Annotated in this window: 8 protein-coding genes and 2 pseudogenes; all 10 read left to right on the top strand. The window is 69.6% G+C overall.

The annotated features are described in order from the left end of the window. Positions 1 to 62: 62 nt before the first annotated feature. Complete coding sequence (locus tag LN139_RS00400) at positions 63 to 1,454, top strand: diaminobutyrate--2-oxoglutarate transaminase (protein WP_236357844.1); 1,392 nt, start codon at positions 63 to 65, stop codon at positions 1,452 to 1,454. A 40-nt stretch (positions 1,455 to 1,494) separates the two neighbouring features. Next, on the top strand, positions 1,495 to 3,288 hold the full coding sequence (locus LN139_RS00405) for an IucA/IucC family protein (protein ID WP_236360185.1): 1,794 nt from the start codon (positions 1,495 to 1,497) through the stop codon (positions 3,286 to 3,288). Beyond that, positions 3,285 to 4,488 (top strand): annotated as a pseudogene (locus LN139_RS00410) (type III PLP-dependent enzyme). Before LN139_RS00405 ends, LN139_RS00410 begins: the two are co-directional and overlap by 4 nt. After that, positions 4,485 to 5,911, top strand: a pseudogene (locus LN139_RS00415) (DHA2 family efflux MFS transporter permease subunit). Before LN139_RS00410 ends, LN139_RS00415 begins: the two co-directional pseudogenes overlap by 4 nt. Positions 5,912 to 5,920: 9 nt before the next feature. Further along, on the top strand, positions 5,921 to 7,762 hold the full coding sequence (locus LN139_RS00420; protein ID WP_236357846.1) for an IucA/IucC family protein: 1,842 nt from the start codon (positions 5,921 to 5,923) through the stop codon (positions 7,760 to 7,762). Beyond that, positions 7,756 to 8,532, top strand: a complete 777-nt coding sequence (locus LN139_RS00425; protein WP_236357848.1) for an HpcH/HpaI aldolase family protein — start codon at positions 7,756 to 7,758, stop codon at positions 8,530 to 8,532. The genes LN139_RS00420 and LN139_RS00425 overlap by 7 nt, the downstream gene beginning before the upstream one ends. A gap of 1 nt (position 8,533) precedes the next feature. Next, positions 8,534 to 10,402, top strand: coding sequence for an IucA/IucC family protein (locus LN139_RS00430; protein ID WP_236357850.1), 1,869 nt, complete (start codon positions 8,534 to 8,536; stop codon positions 10,400 to 10,402). Then, complete coding sequence (locus LN139_RS00435; protein ID WP_442964362.1) at positions 10,392 to 11,324, top strand: ABC transporter substrate-binding protein; 933 nt, start codon at positions 10,392 to 10,394, stop codon at positions 11,322 to 11,324. Before LN139_RS00430 ends, LN139_RS00435 begins: the two co-directional genes overlap by 11 nt. Continuing rightward, the gene (locus tag LN139_RS00440) at positions 11,321 to 12,310 is read left to right on the top strand and encodes a FecCD family ABC transporter permease (RefSeq protein WP_236357851.1); all 990 of its coding nucleotides are present in this window, start codon (positions 11,321 to 11,323) and stop codon (positions 12,308 to 12,310) included. Before LN139_RS00435 ends, LN139_RS00440 begins: the two co-directional genes overlap by 4 nt. Further along, positions 12,303 to 13,334: a FecCD family ABC transporter permease gene (locus LN139_RS00445; RefSeq protein ID WP_236357853.1), complete on the top strand. Its 1,032-nt coding sequence runs from the start codon at positions 12,303 to 12,305 to the stop codon at positions 13,332 to 13,334. Before LN139_RS00440 ends, LN139_RS00445 begins: the two co-directional genes overlap by 8 nt.

Consider the following 13,334-nt stretch of genomic DNA (forward strand, 5'->3'; position numbering starts at 1 on the left):
GAGTGCACCACCCACTCGACAAGGCCCCCAACGGGCTTTTGAACAGGAAAGAGGAGAGCACGATGTTAAGCGAAACCAGGGCACCACTCGATGCGTACGAGCCGGTGGCCGCTGCCTTGAACAATGCCCATTACCTGGGGCGCCAAGGGCGCTTCGAATCCAACGTGCGCAGCTACCCGCGCAAGCTCCCGCTGGCGATCGCCAAGGCGCAAGGCGTGTGGGTGACCGACGTCGAGGGCCGCCGTTATCTGGATTGCCTGGCCGGTGCCGGCACCCTGGCGCTGGGGCACAATCCGCCGGCGGTGGTCGATGCTTTGGCCGGCTTCCTGGCCTCCGGCGCGCCGATGCACACGCTGGACCTGACCACCTCGGCCAAGGATGCCTTCAGCGAAGCGCTGCTTGAGCTGCTGCCCAACCAGGGCCGCGATTACTGCCTGCAATTTTGCGGGCCTTCTGGCGCTGATGCCGTGGAAGCCGCGCTCAAGCTGGCCAAGACCGCCACTGGCCGCACCAATGTGGTGGCCTTCAGCGGTGGCTACCACGGCATGACCCATGGCGCGCTGGCGGTGACCGGCAACACCGGCGTGAAGAACGCCCTCGGCCCGCTGATGGCGGGCGTGCAGTTCATGCCCTACCCGCATCAATACCGCTGCCCCTTCGGGCTGGGCGGTGAGGCGGGCGCCGAGGCGATGGCGCGCTACTTCAGCGACTTCATCGATGACGTGGAAAGCGGCGTGTGCCGGCCGGCGGCGGTGATTCTCGAAGCGGTGCAAGGCGAGGGTGGGGCCAACCCGGCGCCGGATGCCTGGCTGCGCACCATCCGTGAGGTGACCCAGCGCCACGGCATCGTACTGATCCTCGACGAAGTGCAGGCGGGCTTCTGCCGCACCGGGCGCATGTTCGCCTACGAGCACGCCGGCATCGAGCCGGACATCATCGTCATGTCCAAGGCCGTGGGCGGTGGCCTGCCACTGGCCGTGCTCGGCCTGCGCCGCGAGCTGGACGCCTGGCAGCCCGGTGCCCACAGCGGCACCTTCCGCGGTAACCAGATGGCCATGGTCAGTGGCCTGGCGACCTTGCGCACCCTGCGCCGCGACCGCCTGGACGAACAGGCCGCGCAGCGCGGCGCTTCGCTGGCGCGTGACCTCAAAGCCCTGGCCAAGGATTACCCGGCCATCGGCCAGGTGCGTGGCCGTGGCCTGATGCTGGGCCTAGAGATCGTCGACGAGCGCCAGCGCGCCGATGCCCTCGGTGCCCACCCGATGGACGCGGCCCTGGCGGCGCTGATCCAGAAGCATTGCTTCGAGCAAGGGCTGCTGCTCGAACGCGGAGGGCGCAACGGCAGCGTGATCCGCCTGCTGCCGCCGTTGATCATCGAGCCGGCGCAGTGCGCCGAAGTGATCGCCCGTTTCGAACGCGCCGTGCACGGCGCACTGGGTGAAGCCCGTGGCTGAGCGCGCGCGGTCTTGCGCCGCCCTCCCGAGCCAACCTCAGCTGGCTGAGCCTGCCGAACCCTGCACCCGCGCGAGCGTCTCGCAGGTGGTCAGCGAGCTGGCCGCCACCCACGCCTTGCTCAACTGCCTGATCAAGGAATTCGCGCTGCCCGAGCAGCGCTTGAGCTACGCCTGGCCCGCCCACGTGCGTGGCATGGCGCCAGGCGGTTACCTGCGTGCGCTGCGCGGCGGCGGCCTGCCGCTGGTGATCAGCCTGCCCGAAGGGCGCCAGCTGTTCGTGCTGGTCGACCGCCAGGACCCGCTCGGCAGCCAGCGTTACCTGGGCGATGTGTACACCCGCGTGGGCGACGGCGCCTGGGCCTGCCCAACCTTCACCGACCTTGCCACGCAACTGCTAGGCGCCTGCGAGCACATGGCCGGCGCGCGCAACCAGGAGCTGCACGCGCAGGTGGCGCAGAGCCAACAGGTCACTGCGGCGATCATCGCCCATGCCCTGGCCAACGGCCGCCCGGCGCCGTTGCGCGATTACCTGGCGAGCGAACAAGGGCTGCATTTCGGCCACCCCAACCACCCGGCGCCCAAGGCCCGGCAGTGGCCCGAGCACCTCGGCCAGAACGCCTACGGGCCGGAGTTCGGCACCCAGGTGCGGCTGCACGCGCTGGAAGTACCGCGCGACGGCCTGGCCATTCGCGCCAACGGCCTGAGCCAGGCCGAGGCCCTGAACGGCTTTGCCGACCAGCGCCAGGCCGCCGCCGGGCGTGCGGTGATCTACCTGCACCCGGTGCAGGCGCAGCTGTTCATGGCCGATGCCCGCGTGGCCGCGCTGCTGGACAGCGGCCAGGTGGTCGACCTCGGCGAGCAGGGCGCGCTGGCCAGCCCTACCGCCTCGATGCGCACCTGGTACATCGAAGGCCATAAGTACTTCCTCAAGGGCTCGTTGAACGTGCGCATCACCAACTGCGTGCGCAAGAACGCCTGGTACGAGCTGGACAGCGCATTGCTGATCGACCGGCTGTTCCAGCGCTTGCAAGCCGAACAGCCGGCCAGCCTCGGTGGTGCCGCGCTGGTACGCGAGCCTGCCTCCCTCAGCTGGGCCCCGGCCGGGGCGAACGCCGACGACGCGCTGTGGTTCCGCGAGCAGACCGGCGCCATCCTACGGGAGAACTTCTGCCGCCAGGCGCACCCAGGCAGCTGCTTGATGGCCGGCACCCTGTTCGCCCGCGACCTGCAACTGCGCCCGCTGGTGCAAACCTTCCTCCAGGGCAGCGGCGGCCAGCCGGCCAGCGACGCGCAACTGCTGGGCTGGTTCGAACGTTACCAGGCGCTGCTGCTGCGCCCGGTGCTGGCGCTGTTCTTCAACCACGGCGTGGTGATGGAGCCGCACTTGCAGAACGCCGTGCTGGTGCACGACAACGGCCAGCCCGCGCAACTGCTGCTGCGCGACTTCGAAGGCGTGAAGCTCACCGCCGAGCTGGGCGTGCAGTACCTGGATGCCGACGTGCCGGAGCGGGTGCGCCAGTCGTTGACCTACCCGCGCGAGCAAGGCTTCAAGCGCATCAGCTACTGCCTGTTCGTCAACCACCTGGCCGAAGCCGTGCTGGCGCTGAGCTGGGACCGCCCGGAGCTGGCCACGGCCATGTGGGCCTGCGTGCACCGGCAACTGGCCGAAATCCGCGATGAGCTGCAGCGCCCCGCGCCGGAGCTGGACGCGCTGCTGGCCGGCGAGCCGATCGCCTGCAAAACCAACCTCAAGGTGCGCCTGGCCGCCCAGGCTGACCGCCATGCCGCTTATGTGCAACTGCCCAGCCCGTGGGCGGGGAGGGTGGCCCCATGAGCCAGGTGCCTATCAACGTGCGCAAAGCCATCGCCCAGGCCCAGGCGGCCCAGGCCGACCCGCTGGCGCTGTTCGTCTACGACCTGGGCGCGCTCGCCGAGCATGCGCGCCAGGTGATGGCCGAGCTGCCGCCGGGGTGGAGCTGCATTACGCGATCAAGGCCAACAGCGAGGCGCCGATCCTGCGTACGCTGGCGCCGCTGGTCAGCGGCTTCGAGATTTCCTCGGCGGCGAGATCGAGCGCTTGCAGGCCGCCGGCAGCACCTTGCCGTTCGTGTTCTCCGGCCCCGGCAAGCTCGACTCGGACCTGCGCGCGGCCATCGGCCAGGGCGTGGCGGCCATTCACCTGGAGAGCCTGTCGGAAATCCCTCGCGTGCAGCGCATCGCCGAGCAGGCCGGGCGGGTGCAGCGGGTGTTCATCCGCATCAACCCCGAGCTGCCGGCGCAGATGTCGAGCCGCCTGGCGATGGCTGGCACTGCCACGCCGTTCGGGCTGGATGAAAGCGAAGTGGCCGAGGCCATCGCGCGGGTGCAGGCCTGCTCGCACCTGGAGCTGCAAGGCTTTCATGTGCATGCGCTGTCGCACCAGCAGCAGGTGGAGCGCCACGAGCAACTGCTGGAGCTGTACCTGGAGCGCTGGGCGCAGTGGAAGGCCTTGGCTCCGCGCCCGCAGAGCATCACCCACTTGAACGTGGGCGGCGGCATCGGCGTGGATTACCTCAGTGGCGAGCGTTTCGACTGGGCCCGGCTGTGCCGGCACCTGGGGCGGCGCCTGGATGCGCTGGCCGACCGCCCGGTGGTGCGCTTCGAGCCGGGGCGCTTCATCAGCGCTGACTGCGGCTACTACGCCATCGAAGTGCTCGATACCAAGACCAGCCACGGCAAGCACTTTGTCGTGTGCCGTGGCGGCACGCACCAGTTTCGCCTGCCGGTGGCGCAGGGGCACGATCACCCCATCGTTCACCTGCCTGCTGGCGGCGGCGAACCGCGTGGCCCGGTGCGGCCCTGCACGGTGGTCGGCCAGTTATGCACGCCCAAGGATGTGCTCAGCCGCGATTGGCCGCTGGCAGGTGTGGCGGTGGGGGACGTGCTGGTGCTGCCGATGGCTGGCGCCTACGGCTACAACATCTCCCACGCCGACTTCCTCTGCCACCCACGGCCGTTGCAGTGCTTTTTGCAGGCCCACGGAGGTGAGGGATGAGCCCTGCGCGGGTGCCGCGCGCGCTGGTGGTGGTGAATGTGCTGCTGGGTACCATCACCGTGAGCCTGAACAACAGCTCGCTCAACCCGGCGTTGCCGGCGTTCATCGAGGCGTTCGAGATAGGCCCGGTAATGGCAACCTGGATCGTCGCGGCGTTCATGGTGAGCATGGGCATGGCCATGCCGCTGACCAGCCACCTGGCCCAGCGCTGGGGCGCAAGCGCCTCTACCTGTTCGGCCTGGGCGCGTTCACCGCCGGTTCCTTGCTCGGCGCGATGGCCGGCTCGATCGAGGCGGTGATCGTGGCGCGGGCGGTGCAGGGCGCTGCCAGCGGGCTGATGATCCCACTGTCGCTGGCGATCATCTTCGCCGTGTATCCCAAGGGCGAGCGTGGCCGTGTCACCGGCCTGTGGGGCGCAGCGGTGATGCTGGCGCCGGCAGTGGGGCCGCTGTGCGGCAGCCTGATGCTGGAGGTGTTCGACTGGCGCGCGTTGTTCCTCATCAACGTGCCCATCGGCGTGCTGGCCATGGCGCTGGGCGGCCGCGTGCTGCCCGAGAGCGATGCCGGCAAGCCCAAGCCGTTCGACGCCACCGGTTATGCGCTGGTGGCGCTGGGCATCGGCGCGTTGATGGTCACCCTGGGCCAGTTGCACGGCCTGGCCGCGCTGAGCGAGCCGCTGAACCTGGCCGGCCTTGCGCTGGCGCTGCTGTGCCTGGCGGGCTTCGTGCGCCATGAGCTGCGCCACCCGGCACCGTTGCTGGAGCTGCGTGTGTTCGCCCTGGAGGGCTACCGCTCCAGCGTAGTGATCGCGGTGGTGCAGTCGATCGGCATGTTCCAGTGCCTGGTGCTGATCCCGCTGCAGGTGCAGATGGTGATGGGCCAGAGCGCGCTGTGGACCGGCACCGCGTTGCTGTTCACGGCCGTGGCCGCCAGTGCCTTCGGGCAATGGGGCGGGCGCCTGCTGGACCGCTACGGGCCGCGCGGCGTGGTCTCGGCCGGGTTGCTGCTCACCGGCGGCGCCACCTTCGCCCTCGGCACCCTGGGCCCCACTGCCGGCTTGCCACTGCTGTGCCTGCTGATGGTGGTGCGCGGCGCGGGCCTTGGGCTTTCGTACATGCCGGTGACCACCGCCGGGCTGGACGTGCTGCCCGAGCACCTGGTGACCCAGGGCGCGGCGATGAACAACATCTCCCGGCGCGTGCTTTCGTCGCTGGCCATCGTGCTCGGCTCGCTGTGGCTGCAGGCCCGTGCCGGCAGCGCTTTCAGCGCGGGCGACGCTGCCCTGGCCGGCGCGGTCGGCGAGGTGTTCAACGCCACCGGCGCGCTCATTCTGCTGGCCCTTCCTCTGGCCTGGCGCTTTCCACTCACGCCAAGCCTCGACGCGGCTGCCGCCGACCCGGCAGCCCGCGAACACCGTACTTGAGGTACCGACATGAATTCCTTGACCCCTATCGAACAGATCAACACCCCGGCACAGGCCGACCCCGAGATTTACCGCCGGGTAGCCGAGCGCGTGCTCGGGCAACTGCTGCAAACGATGCTCTACGAAGACGTGCTGCCCTACCGCCACGAGCGTGCGCAGGGCGGTGACCTGTTCACCCTGCAAGGCCACACCGCCGATGGGCAGCCGGTGCAGTACCGCTGCCAGGGCCTGCTCAGCGACAGCTTCCAGATCATCCGCCTGGATGCGGCCACGCTGGAGCGCATCGATGCCCAGGGCCAGGCCAGCACGCCGACCCTGCACCAGGCGCTGTCGGAGCTGCTCGGCGACTTTCACGAAGCACCGCACATGGCGCGCTTCGTTCAGGAGCTGGAACACACCCTGGCCAAGGACCTGCAAGCCCGCAGCCAAGGCTACCGCCCGCCGGTGCCGGCACAGCAACTGGGCGCCGACGCGCTGGAGCGGCACTTCATGGATGCCCACAGCTACCACCCTTGCTACAAGTCGCGCATCGGCTTCTCGCTGGCCGACAACCGCCAGTACGGCCCGGAGTTCGCGGCGCCGCTGGCGCTGGTGTGGCTGGGCATCGAGCGCGGGTTGGCCAGCAGCGGCCTGTCGCGCCAGCTCGATGAGGCCCGCTTCTGGAAGGAGGCCGTGGGCGAACAGCGCTGGGCCGAATTCGACGCCGCGCTGGCCGAGCAGGGCCGCACGCTGGCCGACTACCAGGTGATCCCGGTGCACCCGTGGCAGTGGGAGCAGGTGATTCAGCCGAGCTTCCAGCAGGAGCTGGCCGAGGGCCGCGTGCTGCACCTGGGCACGTCCGCACCGGCCTATCGCGCGCAGCAGTCGATCCGCACCTTGGCCAATGTCGACCAGCCTTCGGCGCCCTACGTGAAGCTTGCGCTGAGCATCACCAACACCTCCAGCACGCGCATCCTGGCGCGGCACACCGTGCTCAACGGCCCGCTGATCGCCGACTGGCTGCAAGGGCTGATCGCCACCGACGCCACCGCCCGCGCCCTGGGTTTCGTGATCCTCGGCGAGGTGGCCGGCGCCAGCTTCGATTACGCGCAATTGCCGGCCACGCGCCAGGCCCAGGTGTACGGCACCCTCGGCGCGATCTGGCGGGAAAACCTGAATGTGTATCTGGAGCCGGGCGAGGAGGGCGTGCCTTTCAATGGCCTGAGCGCACTGGAAAACCGCTACGGCGGCGGCGAGGTGGCACCCTTCATCGCTCCTTGGATCGAGCGCCACGGCCTGCGCGCCTGGACCGCGCAACTGCTGCGGGTGAGCATCGCGCCCATCGTGCACATGCTCTACGCCGAAGGCATCGGCATGGAATCGCATGGGCAGAACATCGTGCTGATCCACCGTGACGGCTGGCCCGAGCGCATCGCGCTGAAGGACTTTCACGACGGCGTGCGCTACAGCCCCGCGCACCTGGCGCGCCCGGAGCTTGCGCCGGAGCTGGTGCCGCTGCCGGAGAGCCACGCGCGGATCAACCGCAACTCGTTCATCCTCACCGACGACCTGGGCGCGGTGCGCGACTTCTCCTGCGATGCGTTCTTCTTCGTGTGCCTGGGCGAAATGGCGATCTTCTTGCGCCAGCACTACAACCTCGCCGAGGCGGACTTCTGGGCGATGGCCGCGCAAGTGGTGCTCGACTACCAGGCCGCGCACCCGCAGCACGCCGCGCGCTTCGCTGCCTTCGACGTGTTCGCGCCCAGCTATGAAGTGGAAGCACTGACCCAGCGCCGCCTGCTCGGCGATGGCGAGCGCCGCTTCAAGGTGGTGCCCAACCCCCTCCATCCGCACAGGCCCACCCCATGCTGAGAACCAACCGCCTCAAGGCCGCGCTGGTGGCGAGCGAGCCGGTGCACGGGCTGATCGCCTCGATCCCGAGCCCGGTGGCCATCGAGCTGATTGCCGAAGCCGGCTACGACTTCGCGATCATCGACATGGAACATGTGCTCATCAACCCGGAAACGGTAGAGAACATGATCCGCACCGCCGAAAGCTACGGGCTCACCCCGCTGGTGCGGGTGCCGGACCTGTGCCCCAAGCGCATGCTGCGGCTGCTCGACGGCGGCGCGCAGGGGATCGTGCTGCCGCGCGTGGAACAGGTGGCCGAGCTCGAAGGTGCCATCCGCGCCTGCAAGTACCACCCGCTGGGTGAGCGCAGCCTCAACGCCGGGCGCCCCGGATCGTTCGGCAAAGCACGGCTGGCCGACTACGTGGGCCTGGCCAACGCCCAGGTGATGGTGGTCGCGATGATCGAAAGCGCCGAAGGCGTGCGCCAGGCCGAGCGCCTGGCGGCGGTGCCGGGGCTGGACATGATCCTCGAAGGCGCCGCCGACCTCTCGCAATCGCTGGGCCTGCCGTGGCGCATCGGCGAGCCACCGGTGCAGCGAGCGCTCACCGACACCTGGCGCGCAGCGGCGGCTGCCGGCGTGCCCTACTGCGCCATCCCGCGCGAGCCGGGCGACCACGCCCGCTGGCGCGAGCGTGGCGTGAATGCATTCGTATTGGGCGACGAACGCGGCATTGCGTTCCGCGCCCTCCAGGCCAAACTGGCCACGACCTCAGACCGAGGAACCGATTGAGATGAACCCACACAACACCCCCACCGGCGCCGCGCTGGTGATGCAAGACCTGTTCGACTGCCTGGTGGCTGAAGACTTCTTCGGCGCCCTCGACCCTCACCTGATCAGCGCTGCCGAGTGGCACAGCCGCCACCCGCAGGCGCCGCTGGCACTGGACGCGGTGGAGCCGCGCGTGTGGCACTGGGTTTTTGATCCCAGCGAGCAACGCGGGCTGGCCGTGGCGGTGCGCCCCGGCATCACCCAGGCCTGGGAAAAGGTGCCCGGCACGCAGGTGTTCGCCACCCAAGGCAGCAGCGCCCAGGCGCTGGCGCCGGAAGCCTTCATGGCGATGGCCGTGCGCGGCATGGGCCAGGGCGAGGCCGGCCAGGAGGAGGGCGTGAAGCTGTTCCTCGACGTGCTGGGCATCAGCGTGCGGCAAACCGAGCTCTCGTTGGCGCACCAGGTGCAGCCACAGGCCGCGATGGCCCAGCGCGGCGCGGCGTTCTTCCTGGCGATGGAGCAATGGGCCTCGCTGCGCGACCGGCCCTTCCACCCGCTGGCCAAGGCCAAGCAAGGCCTGGACGACGCGCAATACCAGGCCTGCCAGGCCGAATTCGGCCAGCCGGTGCCGCTGAACTGGGTAGCCGTGGCCAAGGATTGCCTGGCGTTCGGCCAGGGCGTGGCCAGCCTTGCCGATGAACAGCCGGCGGATTACCTGCTCACGGCCGCCGAGCGTGCAGCGTTGCAGGCCGAGATTGAGCAATCGGGCCTTGCCGATACGCACCTGGCGCTGCCGGTGCACCCGTGGCAACTGGAGCACAAGCTGCCGGAGATGCTCGGCGCGGCTTTCGAGCAGGGCCTGTGCCGGGTGCTCGCGTTCAAGCAGGGCAGCTTTCACCCCACCTCGTCGTTGCGCTCCCTCGCAGCCGGCGCCAGCGCGGCCGACCAGATCAAGCTGCCGATGGCGGTTTACTCGCTGGGCGCCTCGCGTTACCTGCCGGCGGTGAAGATGATCAATGCCGACAAGAGCGAAGCACTGCTGCGCCTGGGCCGCGAGCGCGATGCGCAGCTGCGCGCCAGCCTGCACCTGTGCGAAGAGGGCCGCTGGTGGGCGTTCATGCCGGCCGGCGCCACCCTGTTCGACGAAGCGCCACGGCACCTCTCGGCGCTGGTGCGGCGCTATCCGCCGGCCCTGCTCGAAGGCGATTACCGCCTGCTGCCGATGGCCGCGCTGGCAACGCCGTTGCCCGGCCGTGCCGGGCACTTCTTCGATCACTGGATGCAGGTGCGCGGGCTGCCGGCCTCGCCCGAGTCGGTGCTGCAACTGTTCGGCGAGCTGTGCGACAGCTTCTTCGACGTGAACCTGCGCATGTTCCGCCTGGGCATGCTCGGCGAGGTGCACGGGCAGAACGCCGTGCTGGTATGGCGTGATGGCAAGGCGGAGGGGCTGCTGCTGCGCGACCACGATTCGCTGCGCCTTTATGTGCCGTGGCTGGAGCGCAACGGCCTGCTCGATCCGCAATACCGGATCAAGAAAGGCCATGCGCAAACCCTCTACCACGAGCGCCCTGAAGACCTGCTGTTCTGGCTGCAGACCCTGGGCATCCAGGTGAACCTGCGCGCGATCATCGAGACCTTGGCGGCGGTGTACGAAGTGCCCGCCGTGGACGGCTGGCGCGTGCTCAGCCACGTGCTGCGGGCGCGCATCGAGGCGATCGGGTTCGACGACGAGGCGCGGTCCATGCTGCAGCGCGAGCTGTTCGACGCACCGGCCTGGCCGCAGAAGCTGCTGTTGCGGCCGATGATCGAGCGCGGCGGCGGCCCGGGCAGCATGCCGTTCGGCAAGGGGCAGGTGGTGAACCCGCTGCGCAGGCTGAGCCTTGGCCGCTGAGGGGCCGCGGGCGCTGCCACGGAGGCAGGTGTTGGGTTTTGCGTTGGGCCTGGCCGGGGCGGCGTGCCTGCCGCCGCGTGCCTGGGCGCAGGCGCCCCTGTGGCAGGCACCCCTGCGCGTGGTGACGCTGTTTCAGGGCGCCACCGACACGGCGGTGGCCCTCGGCGTGCAGCCGTGCGGGGTGGTGGATTCCTGGAGCGAAAAGCCCATGTACCGCTACCTGCGCCCGGCGCTGGCCGGGGTGCCGCACGTGGGCCTGGAAACCCAGCCGAGCCTGGAAGACATCGCCCTGCTGCAACCGGACCTGATCGTCGCCTCGCGGTTTCGCCATGAGCGCGTGGCCGGGTTGCTGTCGCGGCTGTGCCCCACGGTGATGCTCGAAGAGGTGTTCGACTTCCAGAAAACCCTAGCGGTGATGGGCCAGGCCTTGCAACGCCAGGCGCAGGCCGCTGCGCTGCAAGGTGCCTGGGATGCCCGCGTCGCGCGCCTGCGCGAGCGCTTGCAGGCGCGCTTCGGCGCGCACTGGCCGCCCACCGTCTCGGTGCTGGACATCCGCGACGATCACCTGCGCGCGTACCTGCCGGCGAGCTTTGCCGGCATGGTGCTGTCGCAGCTGGGGTTTGTGTGGAACAGCTACAGCCAGGCCGCCAGCGGCGTGTCGCTGAAGATCACCAACCGCGAAAGCCTGCCGGCGGTGGATGCCGACGTGTTCTTCGTGTTCGGCCATGGCGATGGCCCGGCGGTGAAGCGCCAGTACCAGAGCGTCAGCAGCCACCCGCTGTGGCAGCACCTGGCCGCGCCGCGTGACGGGCAGGTGTGGTGGGTCGACGGGGTGGCGTGGATCTTGTCCGGCGGCATTCTCGGTGCGCAGCGGGTGCTGGACGATGTCGAACGCGCGTTGTTGGGAGGGCCCGGCCAATGAAGGTGGGCAGTCGATTTTTCATCGGCCTGGCGTTGTTGCTGGGCTGTGCGGCGCTGAGCCTGGCCAGCGGGCCACGCTGGATCGCGCCGGCCACGGTGTGGGCGGCCTTGAACGGAGCCGACCCGCTGGATGTGCAGCAGGTGCTGGTGCTCTCCACCCGCCTGCCGCGCACCTTGATCGCCATGGCGGTGGGTGCCGGGCTGGCGGTGGCCGGGGCGCTGATGCAGGCGATGACCCGTAACCCGCTGGCCTCGCCGGGGTTGTTCGGCATCAATGCCGGTGCCACCTGCGCGATCATCCTCAGCCTGTCGCTGTTTTCCCTGAATGCGCCGCAGCAGTGGCTGTGGGCGGCGTTCGTGGGCGCGGCGGTGGCCGGTGCGCTGGTGTGGGGTGTGGGCACACTCGGGCGTGGCGCGTTGAGCCCGCTGCGCATGGTGCTGGCAGGCGCGGCGATCACCGCGCTGTTCAGCGCCTTCAGCCAGGCGATGCTGGTGGTCGACCAACAAGGGCTCGACACCGTGTTGTTCTGGCTGGCCGGCGCCCTCGGTGAGCGCAGCCTGGCCAGCGCCGCGCCGATGCTGGCGTGCGTGGCTGCCGGGCTTGCGTTCGCCTGGCTGCGTGCGGCGCAGGTGAACGTGCTCAGCGCCGGCACCGAGATCGCCACCGGGCTTGGCCAGCGCACCGGCTGGGTGCGCCTGCAACTGGCGCTGCTGGTGATCGTGCTGGCGGGCAGCGCGGTGGCGTTGGCTGGCAGCATCGGGTTCGTCGGGCTGATCGTGCCGCACCTGGCGCGGCGTGTGTTCGGCATCGACCACCGGGTGATGCTGCCGGGCTGCGCGCTGCTGGGTGCCTGCCTGTTGCTGCTGGCCGACGTGCTGGCGCGGGTGCTGATCCTGCCGCAGGAGGTGCCGGTGGGGGTGATGATGGCGTTCATCGGCGGGCCGTTTTTCATCCTGCTGGCGCGCCGGGGGGTACGTAATGGATAACTTGCTGGTGTGGCGCTGGGGTGCGTTTTCCCGGCGCGTGGCGCCGCTCACGCTGCGCCGTTTAGGCCTGGCGCTGTTGGTGACGCTGGCGGTGATGCTGCTCACGCTGTCGCTGGGCAAGGTGCCGCTGTCGCCTTCGGCCTTGTGGCAGGGCCTCACCGGGCCGGGCGAGGCGGGCATCGGTTTTATCGTGCAGCAACTGCGCTTGCCACGGATGCTGCTGGGCGGGTTGATCGGGGCGGCGCTGGCGGTGAGCGGGCTGATCTTGCAGGCGCTGATCCGCAACCCGCTGGCCTCGCCCGACTTGCTGGGGCTTTCCAGCGGCGCCAGTGCGGCAGCGGTGTTGTACCTGAGCACGCTGGCCGGTAGCTGGGGCCTGGGCTACCTGCCCGCCGCCGCGATGCTCGGTGCCGGCGGCGCGGTGCTTGCGATCTACCTGCTGGCCTGGCAGCAAGGGGTGTCGCCGTTGCGGCTGGTGCTGATCGGCGTGGGCGTGTCGGCGATGCTGGCGGCGGCCACCACCTTCATGCTGGTGTTCAGCCCGCAGACCACCACGCTCTCGGCCTACGTATGGCTCACCGGCAGCGTGTACGGTGCCGACTGGGGCGCGGTGGGCAGCCTGGCGCTGTGCCTGGCCGGGCTTTGGTTGTTGCTGGTGCCGCTGGCGCGGCAGGTGATGGTGCAGCAACTGGACGAGGGCCTGGCCACGGGCCTTGGCGTGCGCGTGCAACTGATGCGCGCGGCGCTGCTGGCGGTGAGCGCAGCCCTGGCTGGCGCGGCGATCGCCTGGGGCGGGGCCATGGCCTTCGTCGGCCTGATCGCCCCGCATATCGCGCGGCGCCTGGTGCCACCGGGGTTCGTGGGCCAGGCGGCGATGGCCGCGCTGGTGGGCGCGAACCTGGTGATGTTGGGCGACCTGGCAGGCCGAACGCTGCTGTTACCGCTGGATTTGCCGGCGGGCATCTTCGTGGCAGCCTTCGGCGCACCGTACTTTCTTTACCTGCTGATCAAGCAGCGACACTGA

The sequence above is a fragment of the Pseudomonas sp. KNUC1026 genome (assembly GCF_021650705.1).
GTDB lineage: Bacteria > Pseudomonadota > Gammaproteobacteria > Pseudomonadales > Pseudomonadaceae > Aquipseudomonas.

What these genes read in the sequence shown, in the direction of transcription:
- LN139_RS00400 (WP_236357844.1), top strand. Translation starts at nt 63, where the DNA reads ATGTTAAGCGAAACCAGGGCACCACTCGATGCGTACGAGCCGGTGGCC.
- LN139_RS00420 (WP_236357846.1), top strand. Translation starts at nt 5,921, where the DNA reads ATGAATTCCTTGACCCCTATCGAACAGATCAACACCCCGGCACAGGCC.
- LN139_RS00425 (WP_236357848.1), top strand. Translation starts at nt 7,756, where the DNA reads ATGCTGAGAACCAACCGCCTCAAGGCCGCGCTGGTGGCGAGCGAGCCG.
- LN139_RS00430 (WP_236357850.1), top strand. Translation starts at nt 8,534, where the DNA reads ATGAACCCACACAACACCCCCACCGGCGCCGCGCTGGTGATGCAAGAC.
- LN139_RS00440 (WP_236357851.1), top strand. Translation starts at nt 11,321, where the DNA reads ATGAAGGTGGGCAGTCGATTTTTCATCGGCCTGGCGTTGTTGCTGGGC.
- LN139_RS00445 (WP_236357853.1), top strand. Translation starts at nt 12,303, where the DNA reads ATGGATAACTTGCTGGTGTGGCGCTGGGGTGCGTTTTCCCGGCGCGTG.